Here is a 23,879-nt window from a genome sequence, read left to right on the forward strand (position 1 = left end):
GTCCTAAGCCTAGCAATCCCCGTTAGTCTGGGGGGACTATGCAACGCAACCGACTCATTGCCCTTATCAGCGCGGGTGCCGCGGGCACGGCGGCAACGATTAGCTGGCTCTCCGTGCGCCGCCTCGTGGACCGCAATCGCCCGACCTCGCGGACTCCCGTCGTGGGCACTTCCACGTCCGCCCTCAAGGTGGCGCTGGTGGTGAATCCGTCCAAGTCAGGAACGGATGAAGCGATATCCGCGGTGAAGCATGTGTGTGCCGAGGCGGGCCTGGTGGAGCCGTTGGTCCTGGAATCCACGGTTGAGGATCCGGGACAGGGCGCGGCCCGAAAGGCGCTGGAGGCCGGCTGCGACGTGGTCATTGCGGCAGGCGGCGACGGCACCGTGCGCGCCGTGGCCGAGGTCCTGCGCGACACCGATGCCACCCTCGGATTGGTCCCGCTGGGCACCGGGAACCTGCTGGCCCGCAACATCGATGTGCCGCTCGAGGACATTTCCACGGCCGCATTCGGGGCCGTCCGCGGCCCGGTGCGCACCATCGACACCGGGTCGATCACGCTGGACCACGTCGACGGAAGCTCCAGCGAACACGCATTCCTGGTGATCGCCGGGGTGGGCACGGATGCCGACGTCATGGACGACACCAACGAGGAACTCAAGGCCAAGGTCGGCTGGCTGGCCTATTCGGAGGCAGGCTTCCGGCACCTGCCGGGCAAGCGCAAGAAGATCTCGATCGCCCTGGACGGCGGAAACGAGCAGACCCGCAGCGTGCGCTCGGTGCTCTTCGCCAATTGCGGGAAGCTGCAGGGACTGGACCTGGTTCCGGAGGCAAAGATCGACGACGGCGTGCTGGATGTGGTGGTGCTCAGCCCGCGCAGCGCCGCCGGCTGGGGCTGGATCTTCCTCAAGACCGCGTTCCGGGCCCGAGGGGCGATCCCGGTGATGGGCTTCTACCCGAGCGCAACCTTGAGCATCCGGTGCCATGAACCCATGAACACCCAGATCGATGGCGACGGCACCGGGCTGGTGAACGGGCTCCAGGTATCGGTGAAGCCCGCCTCGCTGAAGATCCGCCTGGGCTAGGCGTCCGCGGCTGCCGGGGCGGGCATCGCCCGGCCCGGCAGCCGTCGAAGCCGCTCAGGCCAGGCGGGTCTTGAGTCCGTTGACCCAGTCGTGCGCCTTGGAAAACGCGTCGTCGGAGTTGTGTGCATCCACGGACGAGGAAAGGCCCTCGGCCGCCGGATAGGACCCCAGGAAGCGCAGGTCGGGGCAGACCCGGTGCAGGCCGGCCAGGGCGTCGGCAACGCGTTCCTGGGCCAGGTGCCCGTCGACGTCCACGGAGAAGAAGTACTTGCCCATGCCCTCGCCGGTGGGACGCGACTCGATGCGGCTGAGGTTGACCCCGCGCACCACGAATTGCTCCAGGATGTCCATCAGGGCGCCGGGGCGGTCCTCGGCCAGCGGCAGGATGACGGTGCTTTTGTCGACTCCGGTGGGCGCCGGGATCGGGCCCGGGCGGGTGACCAGCACAAACCGGGTCACGGCGCCGGCGTTGTCCTCGATGCCCGTGCGCAGGATCTTCAACCCACGCTCCTCGGCGACCAACGGCGAGCAAATGGCCGCGTCGTGGGTGGTCTCGTCGTCCAACAGCCCCAGCGCGCCGGCCGCCGTGGAGGAAGCGGGGATGAATTCCGCCGCGGGAATATTCGATTCGGCCCAGCCGCGGCATTGCGCCCAGGCGTGGCCGTGGGTGGAAACGGTGCGGATCTGGTCGATCGAGTCGATGTTCTGGCGCACGGCCAGCACGAAGGTGATCGTCACCAGCGCCTCGCGCATGATCTGCAGCGCGTCGCCGGTGGCAATGGCATCGAGCGTGGTGGTGACCCCACCCTCGACGGAGTTCTCGATCGGGACCATGGCCGCGTCGGCTTCGCCGGTGCGAACCATTTCCAGGGCGGCGTTGACATTGGCCGCAGGGATGCGTTCGGAGTCCCGGGCGTCGGGCACCTGCAGAAGGGCGGCCTCGGTGAACGTGCCCGCGGGGCCCAAATAGGTGTAGATCATCGGACGTTGGGCTCCTGCCCGTTTTCGCTCTCGAGCTTCAGCCCGGCTTCAAGCCAGGCCCCGGATCCGCCCGCGATGTTGAAGGCGCTGTATCCCTGGGCGACCAGCCATGCCGCGGCCTGGGCCGAACGGCCGCCGGTGCGGCAAATGATGTAGGCGTCGGTGTCCGGGTCGAGTTCCTCGAGGCGCAGCGGCAGCTCGGCCAGGGGGATGTGGACGGCGCCGGCGGCGTGCCCCTCGACCCATTCGTATTCCTCGCGGACGTCCAGGATCAGCGCGCCGGCGGGAACCTGGTCGACCGAAACCGTTTCAAAATCACTCATGGCTCTCCTTTGGCTCACCAATTGTTCTGTTGCCCACCAGCCTAGTCCCCGGGGGTGTTTGGCCGTGGGGTCGGTGAAGCGGATGTTGCGCCCGCACCTGCGCTTGGGGAGCGAATCCCGCGGGCGCAGCCTGGGGCCGGCGGAGGGGCGACCCGTACTACGCTCGAGGGGTGGGGATCGCTGCCGACAGGCTGCGTACCCCCGTCACAACAGAAGGAGTCGTCGATGTCCGAAATAGCCAGGTTGACCGCGCTGGAACTTCGCGATGCGCTGCGCCGCGGGGAACTGGGCGCACGCGAGGCCGCCGGGCACTTCCTGGGGCGGATCGAGGAGCTCAACCCCACCCTGGGCTCGTTCATCACCGTCACCGCCGAGCTGGCGATGGCAGCGGCCGCGCGCGCCGATGAGCGGCTGGCCGCCGGAGACGCGCCGGGCATGCTCCACGGCATGCCACTGGCCTACAAGGACCTGCTGGACGTGGCGGGCGTGCCGACCGGCTACGGGACCGCCGCCTTCGAACCCGTTGTCGCCGAGAAGGATTCACCCCTGGTGGCCACACTGTCGCGGGCAGGTGCGATTTCGCTGGGCAAGACCTCGGTGCCGGAATTCGGGCTGAGCTGCCACTCGGAAAACGATGTGGCTCCCCCGGCCCGGAACCCGCTGAACCCGGCATTGTCCGCCGGCGGTTCCAGCGGAGGGGAGGCGGCGGCCGTAGCGGCCGGGATGCTGCCCTTCGGACCGGGCAACGACGGCGGCGGCTCGGTCCGTATCCCCGCCTCGGCCTGCGGCCTGATCGGGCTCAAGCCCGGCCTGGGAACCATCCCCAGCGACGTCCTTGACGGCACGCTCGACGGTTTCGGGGCACCGCGGCTCACGGTCTCCGGCCCGCTGGCCCGCACCGCCCTGGATGCCGCCCTGCTCATGGATGCCATGGTCGACCGGACCCGCGAGACCTACCTTGACGCCCTGCGCGACGGTGCGGTCGATGCCCTGCGCGGCCTGCGGATCGGGGTCAGCACGGCCAGCCCCTTTGCCTCGGTCTACGAGATCACGCTCGCGGCCCAGGCCCATGCGGCGCTCAACCGGGGGATCAAGGGGCTCGTCGCCCGTGGCCACCATGTCGAGGAGGCCGAGATCTTCTACGACGCCGCCTATCCCGAGACGTTCTCCACGGTATGGACCAGCGGCCTGGCCGCCGCCCCCATCCCGGCCGGCAACGAGGCAAGGCTCGGCACCCTGGCACGTTCCTTCCGCGCGCGCGCCACCGCCCGCGACCTGAAGACCTCCGTGGATGCTGCCCGCCGCCTGACGGAAATCGCCGCGGACTTCCGCACGCAGTGGGGCCGCTACGACGTGGTGCTGACCCCGGCGATGGCGTTCGCTCCCCCGGAAATCGGCTTCTACACCTCGCAGGACGCCGACACCGACTACATGCGCCAGTGCCAGTACACCCCGTACACCTCAATGGTGAACGTCTCCGGCCTGCCGGCGGTCACGGTTCCGACGTTGACCACCGCCGACGGCCTGTCGATGGGCGTGCAATTGATCGGCCGGGCCGGTTCGGAAATCCAGCTCCTGGCACTGGCGGGGCAGTTGTCCGAAATGTGAGATTGGTCTACAAAGTGGGCATGACGCGCGTCACGGGCGAAAAATTGATGACATGTCTATATCCACCTCGCTGAAGGATCAGTCCTCGACCGGTTTCTTTGGCCACCCCAAAACGCTTTCGAACCTGTTCAGCATCGAGATGTGGGAACGCTTCTCGTTCTACGGGATGCAAGCGATCCTCGCGTACTACATGTACTTCTCCGTCGCCGAGGGCGGACTCGGGATCCCGAAGGACCTGGCGCTCTCGCTGGTCGGCGCCTACGGCGGCGCCGTCTACCTGAGCACCATCCTCGGTGCCTGGCTCGCCGACCGCCTGCTCGGATCCGAGAAGGTCCTGCTCTGCTCGGCCTTCCTGATCATGGGCGGACACATTGCCCTGGCCGCGCTGCCCGGCGCCACCGGCCTGGCCGTCGGCCTGGTCCTGGTTGCCGTGGGTTCCGGCGGCCTGAAGGCCAACGCCACCGCCCTGGTCGGTTCGCTGTATTCCAAGGAAGACACCCGCCGCGACGCCGGCTTCTCCATCTTCTACATGGGTGTGAACATCGGCGGCCTGCTGGGGCCGCTGCTCACCGGCTTCCTGCAGCAGCGCTGGGGCTTCCACGTCGGCTTCGCCGCCGCCGCGATCGGCATGGCCATCGGCGTCGGGATCTACCTCAGCGGACGGAAGAACCTTCCCGATTCGGTCAAGGTGGTCGGCAACCCCTTGCCCGCCGGCGAGCGCAAGAAGTACCTGATCGGCTTCCTGGCCTTCGTCGCCGTGGTCGTGGCGGCCTTCGCGTTGAAGCTCGTCACCGCCGAGTCCCTGGCCCGCACCATTGCGTACGCGGTCATCCTGGCCTCGGTCATCTACTTCACCCTGATGCTGCGTTCCAAGCGCGTGACCGCAGTGGAGCGCAAGCACGTGCTCGCCTTCATCCCGCTGTACATCGCCTCGGCCGCGTTCTGGGCACTGTTCCAGCAGCAGTTCACGTTCATCGCCGTGTACTCGGAGGAACGCCTGGACCGCTCGCTCTTCGGCTGGGAGATGCCCGCCTCGTGGGTCCAGTCGATCAACCCGGTCTTCATCATCGTCCTGGCCGGCGTCTTCGCCGCCCTGTGGACCAGGCTGGGCACCCGCCAGCCGGGCACCGTGGTCAAGTTCTCCGCGTCGCTGGTCCTTGTGGGCCTGGCATTCCTGGTCTTCATCCCGATGAACTCCCTGGAGAAGACCCCGCTGCTGGTGCTGGTCGGCATCCTGTTGCTGTGCACCCTCGCCGAGTTGCTGCTCAGCCCCATCGGGCAGTCGGTCACCACCAAGCTGGCCCCGGCCGCCTTCGGCACGCAGATGATCGCCCTGTTCTTCCTCTCGGTGTCACTGGGCACCACGCTGGCCGGCATCCTCGCCGGCTTCTACACCGAGGGCAACGAGGTCACCTACTTCCTGGCCCTCGGCGGCACCGCCATCGTGCTGGGCGTTGCCCTGCTGCTGGCCGCCCCTTCCCTGAAGAAGCTGATGGGCGAGGTCCGCTAGGCGCCTTCCCGTTTGGCCCGTACGAAGACAGCGGCCACACCCGGCATCCTTGCCGGGTGTGGCCGCTGTCTTTGCGCCCGTGGATCCTGCGCTAGTAGTCGTACGATGCCATGGTGCTGCCCAGGATGATGACCGCGACCATCCACAGCACGAAGGCCACTGCTCCCAGGTAGCCGGTGACGAGCCCGGCAATGGCGACGCCGCGCATGTGCGGTTCGCGGCGCAAGGCCAGGTGTCCGCAGATGATCGCCGCCAGTTGGGGAAAGAACAACAGCCCGATGCTGAACAACCCGATGATTCCGGTCACCAGCGACACGATGGACAACACTCCGCTCGGGCGCTGGGCCTGTACCGGGTAGCCGGGTTGCGGGTAGCCGGTCTGCGGGTAGCCGGCCTGCGCTTGGCCTTGTTGCGGGTATCCGGGCCGCGGGTAGGGGTTTTGTCCCGACTGGCCGGCACCGCCGTTGCCCAGGCCGACGGGCGGGGCATCCAGCGGCATATCCAGATAGGGGTTGCGCGGCGGGGCCGCCTGCGGATTATGCGACCAGCGCGGGTCCTTCGGATCGTCAAACGACGGTCCGTTCTCGGGCTCGTGCGCCTTGTCTTCTGGATTCCCCATGATTCCTTTTCCTCACCTGTGCCCGGCAGTACGGGCACGCTCATGCGCCTGCGCGGCAGCATCTCTGGCCCCCAGTTTAGCCACGATCCTCGGGCACAGCGTGCTCACATTCACTGCTCAGGAACCGGTGGGAGAGTTGGCACCATGCGCAAGGCAACACACCCGCCGACGGCGGAACCCCACCCCCGGCACCATGCCGTTCCCCCGTACCTGCTGATGTCGATGGCTGCCTGCGACGGCGCCTGGGAAGCACCCGTGGGCATGCGCGACTTCATGGCGCGGCCGTCCGACCGCGGCGGGCGCGAGTCCCCCAGCCCCGGACCCGAGGCCCGTACCCGCATCGCCACCCGGGCACGCCGGACCCTGTTGCTGGACCAGGCCCTGCTCCACGGGCGGGCCACCGTGCCCAGGGACATCGGCCGACTGGTCGGGCCCGCCGGCAGGCTGACTCGGACCATCTCCGACGCGCAGGGCGTAGAGACCACGCCCGGAGCCGTCGCACGCACCGAGGGCCGGGAACCCGTGGAAGACGAGGACGCGAACCGCGCCTACGCGGGTCTGGGCGCGGTCCACCGGTTCCTGGTCGCGATGCTCGGGCGCAATGCGCTCGACGGGGCCGGCCTGGACCTGGGCGGCACCGTGCACTACGGGCTGCACTATGCCAACGCCTTCTGGGACGGCACGCAGATGGTGATGGGCGACGGAGACGGTGAGATTTTCGGGTCCTTCGCCTCCTCGCTGTCCGTGATCGCCCACGAGTTGGGCCACGGCCTGTTGCAGTTCACCACCAACCTGGAATACCGAGGCCAGTCAGGGGCCCTGAACGAATCAATGGCCGACATCCTGGGCGTGCTGGTGGAGCAGTTCGTGGCCGGGCAGGACGCGGCGGACGCCAGCTGGCTGATCGGCGAGGGGCTGTTCACCGACAAGGTCCGCGGCCGGGCCATGCGCTCACTGGCCGCCCCGGGCACCGCCTACGACGACCCCATCCTGGGCAAGGACCCGCAACCGGCGACCATGGCCGGCTATGTGGACACGGAAGAGGACAACGGCGGGGTGCACCTGAACTCCGGCATCCCCAACCATGCCTTCTACCTATTTGCCACGGCCCTGGGCGGCAACGCCTGGGAAACCGCCGGGGACCTGTGGTTCAACGTCATCGCCACCCGCGCGCTGCCCGAGGACGCGGACTTCGGCACCTTTGCCGAGCAGACCCTGCTCCAGGCCCGCCGCGACCACGGCGCCGGCTCAGACGTGGAGCTCGCCCTGGCCAAGGCCTGGGACGCCGTCGGCGTGGAACCGCGTGTCCTGGACACCGCGGGGCAATAGCCCCGCGGCGTCCGGTTCCATGGCATCTTCCGAGGACCCGTCCACCACGCCCGGACCGCGCTGCGGAGCCCTGGGCCACGCGGGGCGACTTCTCCGGCCGCGCGAGTGCAATCAATGAGAAACTGGTCCCATGGCCCACCCACGCGCCGGCACCCCGGCACAGTCCCAAGACCTGATCGATCTCTCCGCGGTGCGCGACGCGTACTTTGACATCCACCCGGACCCGGCCGACCCCGCCCAGCGCGTGGCCTTCGGCACCTCCGGGCACCGCGGCACCTCGCTGAACGGCTCCTTCAACGAGGACCACATCGCCGCCATCACCCAGGGCATCGTCGAATACCGGCGCGGGCAGGGCATCACCGGGCCGCTCTTCGTCGGCAAGGACACCCACGCGCTTTCGGACCCGGCACAGGACACCGTGCTGGAGGTGCTGGCCGGCAACGACGTGTCGATCCTGGCCGATGCCCGCACCGGGTGGACCCCGACCCCGGCCCTGAGCCACGCCATCCTGGCGCACAACGCGAACGGGGACGCACCGCGCGCCGACGGCATCATCATCACCCCGTCGCACAACCCGCCGGCCGACGGCGGCCTGAAGTACAACCCGCCGCACGGCGGCCCCGCGGACACCGACGCCACCTCATGGATCGCCAACCGCGCCAATGAACTGCTCGAGGCCAAGCTGGCCGGGGTCAAGCGGATCCCGCTGGGTGCCGCGCGCCTGGGCGGGAAGATCGGCGCCTTCGACTTCCTGTCCTCCTACGTCGACGACCTGCCCTCGGTGCTGGACCTCGACGCCATCCGCTCCGCCGGGCTGCGCATCGGCGCCGACCCCATGGGCGGGGCCGCGGTGGACTATTGGGGCGCGATCGCCGAGAAGCACAAGCTGGACCTCACCGTGGTGAACCCGGGGGTTGACCCGCGCTTTGCGTTCATGTCCCTGGACACCGACGGGAAGATCCGCATGGACTGCTCCTCGGCCGATGCGATGGCCTCGCTGATCGCCGCCCGCAACACCTATGACATCGCCACGGGCAACGACGCGGACGCCGACCGCCACGGCATCGTCACCCCCGATGCCGGGCTGATGAACCCCAACCACTACCTGGCCGTGGCCATCGACTACCTGTACACCCACCGCACCGGCTGGTCCAAGGACGCCGGGATCGGCAAGACGCTGGTCTCTTCCTCGATGATCGACCGGGTCGCGGCCTCGCTGGGCCGCACCCTGGTCGAAGTTCCGGTGGGCTTCAAGTGGTTCGTGCCCGGCCTGCTGGACGGCTCCGGCGCCTTCGGCGGCGAGGAATCCGCCGGCGCCTCCTTCCTGCGCCGCGACGGGCGCACCTGGACCACCGACAAGGACGGGATCCTGATGGCGCTGCTGGCCAGCGAGATCACCGCCGTCACCGGCTCCTCCCCCTCGAAGCACTATGCCGCGCTGGCCGCGGAGCACGGCTCACCGAGCTATGCACGCATCGATGCCCCGGCCGACCGCGAGCAGCGGGCCCGGCTGGGGAACCTGGCGGCTTCGGACGTGGCCGCCGAGGTGCTCGCGGGCGAGAAGATCACCGCACGGCTGACCGAGGCGCCGGGAAACGGGGCGAAGATCGGCGGGCTGAAGGTCACCACGGCCAACGCCTGGTTTGCCGCACGCCCCTCGGGAACCGAGGACAAGTACAAGATCTACGCCGAGTCCTTCCTCGGCGAGGAGCACCTGGTCCGGGTGCAGGACGAGGCGAAGGACATCGTCTCCGCTGTGCTCGCGTAGGCGCACGCCTTGGCCGAAGGCCGGGTGGGTCCCCGCATGCGGGAACCACCCGGCCTTCGGCCATTCCGCGGGCAAGCCGTAATATCCAACTCCTGCATGGGTATATGCCGGGCCGGGAATTTCTACATGAGCCTGTCGATGAGCTTGGACTTCGCCCAGGTGTAGGGCGGGTAGATCGCCTTGAGCGTGTCCACCACGGTGGTCTTGCCCATCACGGAGCGCATCTGCGAGAGCCGCTCGAAGCCATGCCGCCCGTGGTATGAACCCATGCCGGAGGCGCCCACGCCTCCGAAGGGCAGGCCCGGGACGGCCAGGTGCAGGCTTGGCGCGTTGTGCACGATGGCCCCGGCCCGCACCTGGTCCCCGAAGGCAGATTGCAGCCGCGGGTTCTCGCTGAAGAGGTAGGCGACCAGCGGGTTGGGGCGCGCGTTGATGAAGCGCACCGCCGCGTCGAAGCTTTCCACCGCGACGATCGGCAGGATCGGGCCGAAGATCTCCTCGCGCATCAGCTCCGAGCCCGGATCAACGTTGGCCATCACTGTCGGCTCGATCTTCAGGGTGTCCGCGTCGTACCCGCCGCCGATGAGGACCTCGCCGTGCTCCAGGTAGGAAACCAGCCTGTCGAAGTGGGCCTTGTTGACGATGCGGCCGTAGTCGCGGCTGGCCAGCGGGTTCTTGCCGTAGAACCCGGTGATCGCCTTGGCCAGCTGCTTTTCCAGGTTCATGGCGGCGTCGCCCACGGCCAGCACGTAGTCCGGCGCCACGCAGGTCTGTCCGGCGTTCATGAACTTCCCGAAGGCCAGCCGGCGCGCCACCGTGGCGGAGGACCCGTCCATCACCACGGCCGGGGACTTCCCGCCCAGCTCCAGGGTCACGGGTGTCAGGTGCTCGGCCGCGGCGCGGGCCACGATCTTTCCCACACGCTCTCCGCCGGTGTAAAAGATGTGGTCAAAGTGCTGTTCGAGCAGGATCTTGCTGGTTGAGGCCCCGCCCTGGACCACGGCGCACGCCCGGTGGTCCAGGAACTTCGGGATCAGCCGGCCCAGCAGCGTGGAGGTGGTCGGGGCCAGCTCCGAGGGCTTGAGCACGGTGACGTTGCCCGCGGCGATGGAGGCGACCAGCGGGGCGAGGATCAGCTGCAGCGGGTAGTTCCAGGCGCCGATGACCAGCACCACCCCCAGCGGCTGCGGCTCGATCTTGGCCGCCGCCGGATGCAGGACCAGCGGGATCTTCACCGGCTTGGATTCCATCCACTCGGAAAGGTGCAGTTGCGCGTGGTCTATTTCCGCGCGCACCATGTCGATCTCGGTCATCTTCGCCTCGACCGCGCCCTTGCCCAGGTCGTCGGCCAGCGCGTCGATGAAGTCCTGTTCGTGCGCCTCCAGCATGCGCTCGAGGGCCTTGAGCTGCGAGGCCCGGAATCGGCGCGGGTGCGCCAGCCGGGTGGACACCACGTCGTGCATCGAGGCGACGATCTCCACGATGTTCTCCGGCAGTTCGGGCACCACTTCGGGCAGCTCGAGCTCGTTCAGCGCCGTCGCTTCGCGTGGCGTTGCGGATTTGTGTGAGGTGTCGGAAGTGCCCATCTCTTGAGCCTACGGCCACTGTGGCATCGGCAACAGGCCGCCACGCTTGGCGTGCTCGGTGCGCGGTGACATGGAGTGCCGGACCCGGCGCCCGGTGGGATAGGCTCGCGCATAGTGACACGGGGTGTCGGCACTTGCGGCCGGCTGAGATGAAACCCGTAGAACCTGATCTAGTTCGTACTAGCGGAGGGATGTTGCTCATGGAATCCATGGCGCCTTCAAAACTCGTAACACCCGGCGAGCTCGCCGATGCCCTGGGCGCACTGCGCTCCTCCACGCCCCTGGTCCAGTGCCTGACCAACACCGTGGTCACCAACTTCACCGCCAACGTGCTGCTGGCCTCCGGCGGGTCCCCTGCCATGGTGGACGTGCCCGGGGAGGCCGGCGACTTCGCCGCGGTGGCGGCAGCCCTGCTGGTGAACCTGGGCACCCCGAACTCCGAGCAGGCGGCCGCCATGCGCGAGGCGGTTGCCGGCGCCTCAGCGGCCTCGACCCCCTGGGTGCTGGACCCTGTGGCCGTCGGTTCGCTGCGCGTGCGCACCGCGCTCGCCCGCGAGCTCGTGGCCGCGCGGCCCACGGTGATCCGCGGCAACGCCTCGGAGATCCTGGCGCTGGCCGGTCAGGCCGTCGGCGGGCGCGGGGTCGAGTCCACCGACTCGGTTGCCGCCGCGACCGACGCCGCCGGGACGCTGGCCAGGGAAAGCGGCGCCGTCGTCGCCGTCTCCGGGGAAGCGGACCTCGTCACCGACGGGGTGCGCACCGTGTTCGTGCACGGCGGCAGCGCGCTGCTGACCCGCATCACCGGCGGCGGGTGCGCGCTGGGCGCTCTCTGCGCCGCCTTCCTGTCCACCGGCGGGGACCCGCTGGTCGCCACGGTTGCCGCGCACGCCTTCTACTCGGCGGCGGCCGAACGCGCGGCCGCCACGGCCGCGGGCCCAGGCACCTTCGCCCCGCTCTTCCTCGACGCGCTGGCCGCTGTCTCCCCCGCGGAGCTGGGCGCCACGGCGGTGCTCTCATGAGCGTCTACGGCGTGTACCTGGTCGCGGACTCCGCCTCCACCGCCGGACGTCCGCTGGCCGACATCGTGAAGGCCGCGGTGGACGGAGGGATCAGGACGGTGCAGTTGCGCTGCAAGGACATGCCGGCCGGCGAATTCGCGGACGTCGTGATGGAATGCGCCCACCACACCGCCGGGCGCGCGGCACTGCTGGTCAACGACCGCGTCGACGTGTTCCTGGCCGCCCGCGCCTCCGGCGCCGACGTGCAGGGGGTGCACATCGGCCAGTCCGACCTGCCCGCGGCCCTGGTGCGCGAACTTATCGGCCCCGACGCCGTGCTGGGCCTCAGCGCCGCCAGCGATGCGCAGATCGACGCCGCAAACAAGCTGCAGCTCCGCTCCCCGGGCACCATCGACTACCTGGGGGTCGGCGCCGTGCATGCCACCCCCACCAAGAGGGACCACCCCGAGCCGCTGGGCCATGCGGGCCTGGCGCGCGCCGTGGGGCTCAGCGACCTGCCCGTCATCGCCATCGGCGGCATCGACGCGGACGACGTGGCCCCGCTGGCCCGCTCCGGTGCCGCCGGCGTCGCGGTGGTCCGCGCCATCTGCGCCGCCGGGGATCCGCGCGCCGCGGCCACGAACCTACTGAACCTCTGGGAGGGCACGAAGCCATGAACACCCCCAACACCAGCACCGTGAAGAACATCCTGTCCATCGCCGGATCCGACCCCTCCGGAGGGGCCGGCATCCAGGCCGACCTCAAGTCCATTGCCGCGGCCGGCGGCTACGGCATGGCCGCCATCAGCGCGCTGACCGCGCAGAACACCCGCGGCGTCAGTGCCGTGCACGTGCCGCCGGCAGGCTTCCTGCTGGCGCAGCTGCGCGCCGTTTCCGAGGACATCGCCATCGACGCGATCAAGATCGGGATGCTCGCCAACGCGGCGGTCATCGACGAGCTCGGCTGCTGGCTGGCCGGGATCCGGACCGCCGCGGGCTCCGACGCCCCGGCGGTGGTGCTGGACCCGGTCATGGTCGCCACCAGCGGGGATTCGCTGCTGGATGCCGAGGCAACCACCGCGCTGCGGCGCCTCTTTGCCCACGTCGACGTCATCACCCCCAACATCCCGGAACTTGCCGTGCTGGCGCGCGCCGAGGTCGCCGGGAACTGGGAACAGGCGGTGGCCCAGGCGCGCGCCGTCGCCGCCGAGTACCAGGTCCTGGTGCTGGCCAAGGGCGGGCACCTGGAAGGGGAAACCTGCCGGGACGCGCTCATCGGTCCCGACGGTGTGCTCTTCGAGGTCGCCTCGCCGCGGCTGGCCACGGCCAACACGCACGGCACCGGCTGCTCGCTCTCCTCCGCCCTGGCGACCTTCTACGCCCGCGGCGGTGACTGGGCCCAGGCGCTGCGCCACGCCAAGGCCTGGCTGTCCGAGGCGATTGCCCGGGCCGACGAGCTGGCGGTCGGCGGCGGACACGGCCCGGTCAACCACCTGGCAGCGCTCTGGGACGGGGTGCGCCCCGCGCCGGCCCGGGACCCGCTGGCGCACTGGTGGGAGGCGATCGCCGGCATCCGCGCAGGCATCGACGAGCTCGCGTTCATCCGCCAGCTCAAGAACGGGTCCCTTCAGACGAGCGACTTCGAGGAGTACCTGGGCCAGGACGCCCTGTACCTGCGCAGCTATGCTCGGGTCATGTCGCGGGCCTCGGAACTCGCCCCCACCACTCAGGAGCAGCGCTTCTGGGCGGGAAGCGCCGCCAGCTGCCTGGAGGAGGAAATGACGCTGCACCGCGGCCGGCTCGCCGATCAGGTCCCGGAGCCCTCGAACGCCACCACCGCGTACCTCAACCACCTGCGGTCCGGCAGCGACGACTACCCGGTGCTCGCCGCCGCGCTGCTGCCCTGCTTCTGGATCTACCAGGACGTGGGCAAGCGGCTGGCGGCGGCCAACCACCTGGCGCACCCCTACGCGGACTGGCTCGCCACCTACTCCTCCCAGGAGTTCGACGACGTCACGGCGCGGGCCATCGAGCTGGTCCGGGGCGTTCACGCACGGGCCGACGAAGCCACGCGGGCGGCCATGTGGCGCGCGTTCGAGGCCTCGTCCGTGCACGAGCTGGACTTCTTCGCGCAGACCGCCGCCGATGCGCCCGGCGCCGGGGACGGGGTGGGCCGCATCACCCGAGGTGTCGCACTGCCCGTGGGGTGAGTAAAATGCCACAGGGGGTTTGGCGCGCCGCGCGTGCGCTCCCCCGGCATTTTTCCCACCCTGCGCCCGGAAGGCACCCATGAGCAACCGATTCGGCATTGGCTGGAACCTGCACGGCGACGGCAAGTCCATCTCCCCCGGAACGGTGGTGGCCCCGAACGAGCGCCTGCACTGGCCGCAGACCATCTCCATCGGCGTGCAGCACGTCATGGCGATGTTCGGGGCCACGGTGCTGGTCCCGGCGATCACCGGGTTCCCGGCCACCACCACCCTGTTCTTCTCCGGCGTGGGGACCCTGTTGTTCCTGCTGATCACCGCGGGCCGGGTGCCCAGCTACCTGGGTTCCTCCTTCGCGTTCATCGCCCCGGTTTCCGCGGCCATGGCCGGGCACGGGATGGCCGGCGCGCTGGGCGGCATCGTGGTCTCCGGTGCGGCGCTGTTCGTCGTCGGGCTGATCGTGCAGAAATCGGGCACCGGGTGGATCCACGCGCTGATGCCGCCGGTGGTCATGGGCACCATCGTCGCGCTGATCGGGCTCAATCTGGCCTCGGCGACGCTGAAGCCGATGCAGGACTTCCCGCTGACCACCTTCGCCACGGTGCTGGCCATCGTGGTGTCCGCGGTGCTGTTCAAGGGCCTGCTGGGCCGCTTGTCGATCCTGCTGGGCCTGGTTGCCGGTTACCTGGTGGCGCTCGCGCAGGGGCAGGTCAATTTCGAGCCCATCGAGAAGGCGGCATGGCTGGGGCTGCCGGCATTCACCGCCCCCACCTTCCACCTGGACACCATGCTGGTGTTCCTGCCGGTGGTGTTCGTGCTGATCGCCGAGAACATCGGACATGTGAAGACCGTGGGCCTGATGACCGGACGGGACCTGGACGCGGTCAACGGCCGCGCGCTGATGGCCGACGGCGCCGCGACGCTGCTGGCCGGCTTCGGCGGAGGCTCGGGCACCACCACCTACGCGGAGAACATCGGCGTGATGGCCTCCTCGCGCGTGTATTCCACCGCCGCCTACTGGATCGCGGGCATCGTGGCGATCCTGGTGGCGTTCTTCCCGAAGTTCGGCGCCGTCATCAACACCATCCCCGCCGGGGTCTCCGGGGGCGCGGGCATCGTGCTCTACGGCATGATCGGGATCATCGGCGCACGCCTGTGGGTGCAGAACAAGGTCGACTTCGCCAACCCGATCAACCTGATGACCGCCGGCACCGGACTGATCATCGCCATTGCGGTCACCGAGGACCTGGCCTTCGGCGAGGTGAAGCTCGGCGGCATTGCCCTGGGCACCATCGCGACCTTGGTGATCTTCCACCTGATGCGCAACATTGCCCGGGCGCGGGGCACCGAGCCGACCGACGCCGGGGAAATCAGCGGGGCCACGCACTCCAAGCTTGGCTAAGGACGTTTTCGGTCGGACTCCTTCAACCGGCGCGTCATCCTGTTGATTTCATGTCCGTGGGCATGACCGCCAGGGGCGTTCGGGCCGAGCCGGAGGACGTCACGGAGGCAGCCCTTCGCATCGCCGCGTCCCCAGGACCGGCGAGGCGGAGGGCTGCCTCCATCTTCGGGGGCGACGCCCGCCGGGTGCCGTACGTCGATCGTCCGGTGGCCGGCTGCCTGGGCGGCGTGGACCACGCGGCGGCATGGCACCCCCGAGCCCAGGACCGGCCCGCGATCCGTACCCATGGGCGCAGCGATGAGGTTGAATGGGCAAGGTGACTTCATCCACCGGATCCTTCGTGCCGTCCCAGTCAGCAGCCAAGGTGCTTCCGCGCCGTCAAGTGCTTCGGTCGGCCGGCATTATTGCCGCCGCCGCCACCTTCACAGGCATTCTTTCCACCTCTCCGCCGGCGCATGGCGCCGGTGGCTTCTTCCGGCACGGGATTGCCTCGGGCGATCCCTTTGAGGATTCGGTGCTGCTGTGGACGCGGCTGACTCCGGAGGCAGACGCGACGCCCGGCTCGGGACTCGGCGGCGATGCCCGGATCCGCTGGGAGGTAGCCGCCGATTCCGATTTCCGGCGGGTGGTGGCAGGCGGATGGGCACAGACGGGTGCCTGGCGCGACCACACCCTCAAGGTTGTGGCTGCCGGGCTGTCACCGGGAACGACCTACTGGTATCGGTTCAAGTTCGGCCAGGACTATTCCCCGGTGGGCCGGACACGCACCGCTCCGGCGGCCGGTGCGGCCGTGGACCGGCTCCGGATGGGCGTGGTCTCGTGCGCCAATTACCAGGCCGGCCATTTCGCCGCCTACCGGCACCTGGCAGACCGCGGCGACCTGGACCTGGTGCTCCATCTGGGCGATTACGTCTACGAGTACGCGCCCGGCGAATACCAGGCGCGTGACATCGTTGTCCGTCCCCACGACCCGGCCGTGGAGATGACCACGTTGGAGCACTACCGCCGGCGCCACGCCCAGTACAAGACGGACCTTCAATTGCAGGCGCTGCATGCCGCGGCGCCGTTCGTGGTGACCTGGGACGACCATGAATTCGCCGACGATGCGTTCTCGTCAGGCGCCGCGAACCACACCGAGGGTGCCGAAGGAAGCTGGGCAGCGCGTTCGGGGCACGCAAGGCAGGCTTACGCGGAGTGGATGCCGGTTCGCTACGAAACCGACGGGCAGCTATACCGCAGGCTGGAGTTCGGGGCGTTGGCGAGCCTATCGATGCTGGACCTGCGCTCGTACCGGAGCAAGCAGGTCGACAGCCAGGCAGAGCCCGCCATCGACGATCCCGACCGGACCATGACGGGCGCGGAGCAGATGGACTGGCTGCTGGCCGGTCTCGGCAATGACCAGCAGCAATGGAAGCTGGTAGGCAACCCGGTCATGATGACCCCGGTCCGCATTCCGTCCACCCTGAACGCGCAGGAGCTGCATGCCTTGGGCGAACTGATGGGGGACGGCAATATCGACGGCGTTCCCTACAACGTGGACCAATGGGACGGCTATGTCGCAGACCGGAACCGGGTCCTGAGGCATTTGCGGGACAACGCGGTGACAGACACCGTCTTCCTGACGGGTGACATCCACTCGGGCTGGGCCTGCGATCTGCCGGCCGACCCGCTGACCTACCCGCTCAACGGCCGTTCCCTCGGCACGGAACTGGTGTGCACTTCCGTCACCAGCGACAACATGGACGACATCCTCCGGGTTCCGGAGCGCACGGCCTCCCTGGCCGTCGAATCCGCCATCAAGGCGCTGAACCCCCACATCAAGTACCTGGATTTTGATTCGCACGGCTTCTCGGTACTCGAGGTGACGCCGGCCGAAGTTCGGATGGACTGGTATCGGTTGACTGACCGTACGGATGCCGCCTCGCCCGCGCAGCGGACGGCGTCCTGGACAGTCGCTGCCGGTACACAGAAAGTCAGACGCGCAGGGGAAGGAATTCTCGGATGAGCCCTGCCCGGCCCACCCTGCGGGAACGGGAAGGCCGGGCCCGGGAAATCCGCGCTCCAGGCTGGGCCAGGAGCACGCCACCTGCGCCGACCCCAAGTGGTGCAAGGTCATTCGCCACACCGCACTCATCGAATGGGCCTGGGTTCCCCAGCGCGGAACTAGCTCGATAGTCCACGCTCGGGCGGATAAGCTGGCGACCAACGAGCTGCACTGGAGGACCCGTGATTTTGCGCTTACCGATGCAAGGACCACCCGCGTGGGCTCTCGACTGGGCAGTGGTCATCGCGGCATTGGCTCCCATCATCACCCTGCTGGTGGTTCTGGTGGCCTACCTGGCCTATTTGCAGAGAGCCAGGGCCGACAAGCGCGACCAATGGTGGAAGCGCGCCCAATGGGGGATCGAAAGTGCGCTGTCCAACGACCCCGCCCGGCAGGAAGTCGGGGTGATTGTCCTGGACAACCTGGACCGCAGCGGCTTGGCCACGCGCGAGGACGCCGCCCTTTTCAGCGAGGTGGCCCTTTCCGTCCTGGAAGAGAAGCTGGACCAGGAATACGATCTGGCCACTGCCGGCGATCCGGGGGCGAGAATGGAACGGAAGGAGGCGACAGTGATGTCCAAAGGCGAGGCCAGGACGGCCAGGCAAGCTAAGTCGGAGCGCAACAAGGCCCTTGAGGAGCCCAGCCCGGTACGGAACATCAAGGTAACGCTGGCCTCCGATGGAGGACGAATCATCTATGTTTCGGATCCAGCACGGGCACGGGTTCTTGAACGTGCCGACAAGTTTTTGACGCGTGAGCGGAACTACAAGAAATAGTCCATCTCCCCACCCGGAAAGTAGAAGGCGGCATCAGCCTTCCTCCCCTCCGGTTGCCGTTGCAGTGGGATTCGACATGGGCACTGCGGCTTTTGGCCTTGGGGGCCGGTATGGAATCCGCGGGGCCCCCACCCACTGAGGTCCGGCGGCAGCCCGGGCCTGGTTTCAGTCATGAGGTCACCCCGCGAATCCGAAAAGTGCCCGCAGAAAGAAGTACTGGCTTCGGGGCCGCATTGTCCAGGGCGAGAGGTTGATCCGCCTGCTCCTTCAGGGGACTCTCGTAACCGGGCAACTGCCCGTGCCGGGCGGACCCCTGCCGCTATCCGATAATGGTGATCGGCGGCTCGGCCACCAGCTCCTCCTCGCGCGTGAGCTTCTTCATGCTGGAGGTCAGCGGGGAGCCGTCCTCGCGCTGCAGCGCAAAGACCGCGTCGATGGACGGCTCGCCCTCAAGCACCGGGCCCTGCCCGTGAAGCTCGACGGAGACCTCGGGGTTTGCCGGGGACAACGTGTATTGCACCCCGCGCACGCCGAACGACACCTCGTCCTCGCCCTCGGCCAGCGATGCGGTCAACGACTGCGCCTCGAGGCGGAAGTGCACCGAGGAGTCGTTGCGGCGCAGGTTGAACTCCAGCCCCTCCCACTCCGCCGGCAGCCGCGGGTCGAAGAGCCACTCCCCGGTGTCGTCGCGCAACCCGGCAAAGCCGTACACCAGCGCCGCCCACACCCCGCCGGTGGAGGCCACGTGCACGCCGTCCGCGGCATTTCCGTGCAGGTTCAGCAAATCCACGTTCAGCGCATGCTCGAAGTAGTCGTAGGCCAGGTCCTGGTAGCCGACCTCCGCGGCGAGGATCGCCTGCACCGTGGCCGAGAGCGTGGAGTCCCCGGTGGTCAGCGGGTCGTAGTAGTCGAAGTCGGCACGTTTTTGTTCCGGGGAGAAGTCCGAGGACCGCAGCCACAGCGCCAGCACCGTGTCGGCCTGCTTGAGCACCTGGAAGCGGTAGATCACCAGCGGGTGGTAGTGCAGCAGCAGCGGGCGGTTCTCCGGGCCGGTGCCACGCATGTCCCACACCTCCCGGTTCAGGAAGCCGGCGTCCTGCGGGTGGATCCCCACCTTCTCGGAGAACGGGATGTACATCGCCAGGGCGGCGTCCCTCCAGTCGCGGACCTCCCGCGGCCCGATGGCCAGCTCCTCGACGATGCGCGCGTGCTCCTCGGGGAATTCCTCGGCCAGGTAACCCATGAGGTTCACCGCGTAGTTCAGGTTGAAGCGCGCCATCACGTTGGTGAAGGTGTTGTCGTTCACCACCGCGGTGTACTCGTCCGGGCCGGTGACCCCGTGGATGTGGAAGCTGCGCCCGGTCTTGGTCTCGCGCCAGAAGCCCAGCGAGTTCCAGAGCCTGGCGGTCTCCACCACGACCTCCGCACCGCCGCCGAGCAGCAGCCCGGTGTCCCCGCTGGCGCCCACGTAGCGGGCCAGCGAATACACCACGTCCGCGTTGATGTGGTACTGCGCGGTGCCGGCCGGGTAGTAGGCGCTGGCCTCCTCGCCGTTGATGGTGCGCCACGGGAAGAGGATGCCGTGCTCGTTCAGCGTCGCCGCCCGGCGCCTGGCGGCCGGGACCATGGACACGCGCGCGCGCAGCGCATTGCGGGCCCACTGCGGGTTGGTATAGGTCAGGAACGGCAGGACGTAGATCTCGGTGTCCCAGAAGTAGTGCCCGGAGTACCCGTTCCCGGAGACGCCCTTGGCGGAGATCCCCAGCCCGTCGGATCGGGCCGAGGCCTGCGCCAGGGCGTAGAGGTTCCAGCGGATCGACCGCTGCAGCAGCGGGTGGGATTGCACCCGCACATCCGAGTGTCCCCAGAACTCGGTCAGGAACTCGCGCTGGGCCCAGAACAGCGCGTCGGCGCCACGCGGCACCAGGTGGTTCAGCGCGCGCACGCAACGGCTGGTCATCTCCGCGGTGTCGTGCCGCCGCGAGGAGTGGAAGGAGGCGAACTTGTCGATGTGCAGCGCCTCGTCCTTCTCCAGGTAGGCGGACACGGTGTGCTCGACGCGCTCGGGCGTGATCGTTGACTGCTCGACGAAGTCGCTGGTCTCCCCGGCGATGCGGGTGACATGCTTGATGGCGGCGGCAACCGACATGTTGGAACCGCGCACGTAGTAGCTCAGCGCGCTGATCCCGTCCTGCTCCAGGGTCCCGCCCGGAATCATTGACTCCTCGCCGCTGCCCTCGGACTTGCGCGGGTCGAAGGGCACCTCTCCGGCATCGGACTCGGCCGGGGTGGGGACGGGGCGGGCGCGCGACTGGCCGATCAGCGCCGACTGCACGAAGACGTGCGCTGGGGCATCGAGCAGCCGCACGGTGACGCGGAACAGGGCCAGGTGGCGTTCGGAGAAGGAGACCATGGACCGGGTCCGCACCATCACGCGGTGCCCCTCGGCGGTGCGCCACAGGGTGTCGGAGATCAGGGTTCCGTCCTTGAAGTCCAGCCGCAGCTCGTCCTTGAGGATCTCGGTGCGCCCGATCTCCAGGGCTTCGTCGTTGATGTAGACGCGCACGGTGCGGGCGTCCGGGGCGGCGACCATGGTCTGGCCGGCTTCCGCGAGCCCGAAGGCCGATTCGGCGTGCCGGATCTTCCAGGTCTCGTGCAACCCGTTGATGAACATCCCCTCGGTGCATTCCCCGATGCCCAGCGAGTCCCCGCGCAGCCCCAGGAAGCCGTTGCCCAGGGAGAAGATCGTCTGTTCCACGCCGGGGTCGATCGGACGTGGGTGCCCCCGGGTGTAGGACCAGGTGTCCAGTTCCCAGTCGTCGCGGGCCTGTTGGTTGACCAGGTCGTCCAGGTCGGCGACCACGATGTCGGCCCCGGCCGCCCGCAGCGCCTCCTCCGGCTGGTCACGGGCCACGCCCACCACCAGGCCGAATTCCCCGGCAGCGGCGGCCTGGATCCCGGAGATCGCGTCCTCGATGACAATGCACTCGTTGACCGACCAGCCCAGGTCGCTGGCCGCGGCCAGGAAGGTGTCGGGGGCCGGCTTGCCCTGCAGGTTTCGCGCGGCGGCCTGCAGCCCGCCGATCACGACGGAGAATTCGCCGCGCAGCCCGGCGGCCTCCAGCACCTCCTCGGCGTTGCGCGAGGAGGAGACAACGGCCACTTCAAGCCCGGCGGCCTGGAGCTGGCGCAGGTAGGCCAGCGAGCCGGGGTAGGGCTTGATGCCCGTCTCGTGCAGGATTGAACGGAAGACGACGTTCTTGCGGTTTCCCAGGGCGCATACGCTCGTGGTGCCGGGCGCATCCGAGCCGGAGCCCCATGGCAGCTCGATCCCGCGGTCGGCCAACACCGCCGCGACCCCTTCGTAGCGGGGCCGGCCGTCGACCAGGGCAAAGTAGTCGTCCTCGGTGTAGGGTTTCTCGATCCCGGCCTCGGCGAAGAACCCTTCGAAAAGCTGGGTCCAGGCGTCCCGGTGGACCTCTGCGGTGGGGGTCAGCACCCCGTCGAGGTCAAAAAGCACGGCCTTGAAATCGCGGCGCCGATAGGTGGCGCTGGCGGGGAGGGCTTCACGCATGGTGTTGAATTCCCATCTCTGTCTCGCGGCGGCTCCCGGACCCGCGGAACATCGCGGGCGTTCGGGTGCGGAACCGCCTCAACGGCTTTTCCCGCGGCCACGCATCGGGGGGCATACGTGCGCCCCCGTGTCGCGCCGGCGGGCCCTGCACTGCCCAGCCTAGTCACCGATCAACTCGCGCGTGAAGCGGGCAGGGCAATTAGGACGTGTCGAACCCGCCGCGCGCGCCGCGGGTTGCCCGCTTCCGCAGGGCACGGCGGCCCCGCCGCGACCGGCATCGTGCGGGACTTGGGTTGGACAAAGCCGGCACCGCGGCGTTTCGGTCCAAAACTTCTAGTCAATTCGCAATTGTTACGCAGGTTTTATGCTCCCAACCCTTGAAAACCACCCTCCGGCTCTACAAGATGAGCAGTAGAAGAGCCTCGAAACCTTCATGACTGCGGGGCGCTTTACCTTCACGGGGGACTTCACGGTGATTCTGCCGGGTCGGGACGCATGTCTCGCCCGCAGGTGCCGCCGCGGAGCTCGCGGCCGGTGGATCAAGCCCTTCCCCGTCCCAATATGTAGCGGGCGGCGAATGCCGCCCGACCGAGCAGGAGGAATGATGAAAACATCACGACGGGGAAAGGCGTACGCCTCTCTGGCGTCCCTTGGCGTAGCGGCCCTGGTTCTCACCAGCTGCGGCGGGGGCCCGGGCGCACCGGAAACCAGTCCGGCCGGCACCGGGGGCACCACGGCGGCCGGCAAGGCGGAGGTCACCTTGTACGGCACCATCGCCGACGCCGAGGCCAAGTTGCTCGAGCAGTCCTGGGCCGATTGGTCCAAGGAAAACAACATCAAGATCAAATACGAGTCGTCCAAGGAATTTGAGACCCAGATCGCCGTGCGCGCCCAGGGTGGCAACGCCCCGGACCTGGCGATCTTCCCGCAGCCGGGGCTGTTGGCCGACCTGGCCACCCGAGGCTTCCTCAAGCCGGCATCCGAGGGCGTCAAGGCGAACGTCGCCTCGGGCTGGTCCGAGGACTGGGCCAACTACGGAACCGTCGACGGAACCCTGTACGGGGCGCCGCTGATGGCCAGTGTCAAGGGCTGGGTCTGGTATTCACCGGCCGAGTTCAAGGAAAAAGGCTGGGAGGTCCCCACCACCTGGCAGGGCTTGTTGGATTTGACCGCGCAGATCGAGAAGGACAAGGGCGAGGCGCCTTGGTGCGCCGGCTTCGGCTCGGGCGATGCCACCGGCTGGCCCGGAACCGACTGGGTCGAGGACCTGGTGCTGCGCCAGTCCGGCAAGGACGTATACGACCAGTGGGTGGCCAACGAGGTGAAGTTCACCGATCCGCAGATCAAGTCCGCACTCGATGAGGTCGGAAAGATCCTGAAGAACAAGAAGTACGTCAACGCCGGCTACGGCGACGTCTCCTCGATCAACGCGACGGCATTCGGCGACCTGGCGGACGTGATGGTCAGCGGCGACTGCTCGCTGACGCACCAGGCGTCCTTCTTCAGCGGATTCATCACCGACGCCGGCGGCGAGGTCGGACCGGATGCCGATGTCTGGGGCTTCGTCACCCCGTCCATCGACGGGACGGGCAACGCCGTCACCGGCGGCGGCGAGATCGTCGGCGCCTTCAACGACGACCCGTCGGTGGTGAAGGTGCAGGAGTACCTCTCCAGCCCCGATTGGGCCAACTCCCGGGTGAAGCTGGGCGGGGTGCTCTCGGCCAACAAGGGACTGGACCCGGCGAACGCCGCGGACCCGCTGCTTGAGGAAGCGGTGAAGATCCTGCAGGACCCGGCGACGACGTTCCGCTTTGACGCCTCCGACCTGATGCCCGGTTCCGTGGGCACCGGCACCTTCTTCAAGGGCATGGTCGACTGGATCAACGGCTCGGATTCCGAGACGGTGCTCAGCCAGATCGAGAACGGCTGGCCCTCGAGCTAGTCGGCACGCGGAGCCGGGTCCGGGCGGGTTAAAACCCCCGTGCCGGACCCGGCTCCACCGTCGCAAGTGTTTCCCGCCCCCGCCTCCCGTGCCGGGGCCCCCCCCCCCGGGGGGGGGGCCCGGCCGGGGGG

17 protein-coding genes and 1 riboswitch are annotated in these 23,879 nt (G+C 68.6%); of the genes, 12 read left to right on the forward strand and 5 right to left on the reverse strand.

Annotation, left to right across the window (positions count from 1 at the left end; all coding sequences use genetic code 11):
• The first annotated feature begins 38 nt into the window (after positions 1–38).
• A complete protein-coding gene (locus ACIPVK_RS16585; protein ID WP_407613082.1) occupies positions 39–1,082 on the forward strand; it encodes a diacylglycerol/lipid kinase family protein in 1,044 nt (347 codons plus the stop codon).
• A 54-nt stretch (positions 1,083–1,136) separates the two neighbouring features.
• Here ACIPVK_RS16585 and pheA read toward each other — a convergent pair whose 3' ends face one another.
• Together pheA and ACIPVK_RS16595 are read right to left on the reverse strand one after the other, a co-directional pair.
• Positions 1,137–2,063 carry a prephenate dehydratase gene (gene pheA, locus ACIPVK_RS16590; RefSeq protein ID WP_407613083.1) on the reverse strand — a complete coding sequence of 309 codons (927 nt, stop codon included), beginning with the start codon at positions 2,061–2,063 and terminating at the stop codon, positions 1,137–1,139.
• Positions 2,060–2,386: a rhodanese-like domain-containing protein gene (locus ACIPVK_RS16595; protein ID WP_407613084.1), complete on the reverse strand. Its 327-nt coding sequence runs from the start codon at positions 2,384–2,386 to the stop codon at positions 2,060–2,062. The genes pheA and ACIPVK_RS16595 overlap by 4 nt, the downstream gene beginning before the upstream one ends.
• A 225-nt stretch (positions 2,387–2,611) precedes the next feature.
• Here ACIPVK_RS16595 and ACIPVK_RS16600 point away from each other — a divergent pair, with 225 nt between their 5' ends.
• The gene (locus ACIPVK_RS16600) at positions 2,612–3,994 is read left to right on the forward strand and encodes an amidase (protein WP_407613085.1); all 1,383 of its coding nucleotides are present in this window, start codon (positions 2,612–2,614) and stop codon (positions 3,992–3,994) included.
• Between the two features lie 52 nt (positions 3,995–4,046).
• Positions 4,047–5,504 (forward strand): peptide MFS transporter, encoded by a 1,458-nt coding sequence (locus tag ACIPVK_RS16605; protein ID WP_407613086.1) that lies wholly within the window; start codon positions 4,047–4,049, stop codon positions 5,502–5,504.
• 91 nt (positions 5,505–5,595) lie between these two features.
• Here ACIPVK_RS16605 and ACIPVK_RS16610 read toward each other — a convergent pair whose 3' ends face one another.
• The gene (locus ACIPVK_RS16610) at positions 5,596–6,123 is read right to left on the reverse strand and encodes a DUF4190 domain-containing protein (protein WP_407613087.1); all 528 of its coding nucleotides are present in this window, start codon (positions 6,121–6,123) and stop codon (positions 5,596–5,598) included.
• A 144-nt stretch (positions 6,124–6,267) separates the two neighbouring features.
• On the opposite strand from ACIPVK_RS16610, the gene ACIPVK_RS16615 reads away from it, so the two are divergent.
• Positions 6,268–7,452 carry a M4 family metallopeptidase gene (locus tag ACIPVK_RS16615; protein ID WP_407613088.1) on the forward strand — a complete coding sequence of 395 codons (1,185 nt, stop codon included), beginning with the start codon at positions 6,268–6,270 and terminating at the stop codon, positions 7,450–7,452.
• Between the two features lie 130 nt (positions 7,453–7,582).
• Positions 7,583–9,220, forward strand: a complete 1,638-nt coding sequence (pgm, locus tag ACIPVK_RS16620; protein WP_407613089.1) for a phosphoglucomutase (alpha-D-glucose-1,6-bisphosphate-dependent) — start codon at positions 7,583–7,585, stop codon at positions 9,218–9,220.
• A 122-nt stretch (positions 9,221–9,342) separates the two neighbouring features.
• Here pgm and ACIPVK_RS16625 read toward each other — a convergent pair whose 3' ends face one another.
• Positions 9,343–10,806, reverse strand: coding sequence for an aldehyde dehydrogenase family protein (locus ACIPVK_RS16625; protein WP_407613090.1), 1,464 nt, complete (start codon positions 10,804–10,806; stop codon positions 9,343–9,345).
• Between the two features lie 110 nt (positions 10,807–10,916).
• Positions 10,917–11,015: riboswitch (TPP riboswitch) on the forward strand.
• On the opposite strand from ACIPVK_RS16625, the gene thiM reads away from it, so the two are divergent.
• The 6 genes from thiM to ACIPVK_RS16655 all read left to right on the forward strand — a co-directional run bounded on the left by thiM (position 11,007) and on the right by ACIPVK_RS16655 (position 18,232).
• Positions 11,007–11,825 carry a hydroxyethylthiazole kinase gene (thiM, locus tag ACIPVK_RS16630; RefSeq protein WP_407613091.1) on the forward strand — a complete coding sequence of 273 codons (819 nt, stop codon included), beginning with the start codon at positions 11,007–11,009 and terminating at the stop codon, positions 11,823–11,825. Its footprint overlaps the riboswitch before it by 9 nt.
• Positions 11,822–12,481, forward strand: a complete 660-nt coding sequence (gene thiE / locus ACIPVK_RS16635) for a thiamine phosphate synthase (protein ID WP_407613092.1) — start codon at positions 11,822–11,824, stop codon at positions 12,479–12,481. The genes thiM and thiE overlap by 4 nt, the downstream gene beginning before the upstream one ends.
• Positions 12,478–14,013: a bifunctional hydroxymethylpyrimidine kinase/phosphomethylpyrimidine kinase gene (thiD, locus tag ACIPVK_RS16640; RefSeq protein WP_407613093.1), complete on the forward strand. Its 1,536-nt coding sequence runs from the start codon at positions 12,478–12,480 to the stop codon at positions 14,011–14,013. The genes thiE and thiD overlap by 4 nt, the downstream gene beginning before the upstream one ends.
• A 79-nt stretch (positions 14,014–14,092) precedes the next feature.
• On the forward strand, positions 14,093–15,412 hold the full coding sequence (locus ACIPVK_RS16645) for a uracil-xanthine permease family protein (RefSeq protein WP_407613094.1): 1,320 nt from the start codon (positions 14,093–14,095) through the stop codon (positions 15,410–15,412).
• 307 nt (positions 15,413–15,719) lie between these two features.
• The gene (locus tag ACIPVK_RS16650) at positions 15,720–17,417 is read left to right on the forward strand and encodes an alkaline phosphatase D family protein (RefSeq protein ID WP_407613095.1); all 1,698 of its coding nucleotides are present in this window, start codon (positions 15,720–15,722) and stop codon (positions 17,415–17,417) included.
• 221 nt (positions 17,418–17,638) lie between these two features.
• On the forward strand, positions 17,639–18,232 hold the full coding sequence (locus ACIPVK_RS16655; RefSeq protein ID WP_407613096.1) for a hypothetical protein: 594 nt from the start codon (positions 17,639–17,641) through the stop codon (positions 18,230–18,232).
• 319 nt (positions 18,233–18,551) lie between these two features.
• Here the strand turns inward: ACIPVK_RS16655 and ACIPVK_RS16660 are convergent, their stop codons facing one another.
• Complete coding sequence (locus ACIPVK_RS16660) at positions 18,552–21,806, reverse strand: HAD-IA family hydrolase (RefSeq protein ID WP_407613097.1); 3,255 nt, start codon at positions 21,804–21,806, stop codon at positions 18,552–18,554.
• A gap of 604 nt (positions 21,807–22,410) precedes the next feature.
• Here ACIPVK_RS16660 and ACIPVK_RS16665 point away from each other — a divergent pair.
• A complete protein-coding gene (locus ACIPVK_RS16665; protein WP_407613098.1) occupies positions 22,411–23,748 on the forward strand; it encodes an ABC transporter substrate-binding protein in 1,338 nt (445 codons plus the stop codon).
• The last annotated feature ends 131 nt before the right edge of the window (positions 23,749–23,879 follow it).

This window comes from Paeniglutamicibacter sp. MACA_103, assembly GCF_045798555.1.
Taxonomy (GTDB): Bacteria; Actinomycetota; Actinomycetes; order Actinomycetales; family Micrococcaceae; genus Paeniglutamicibacter.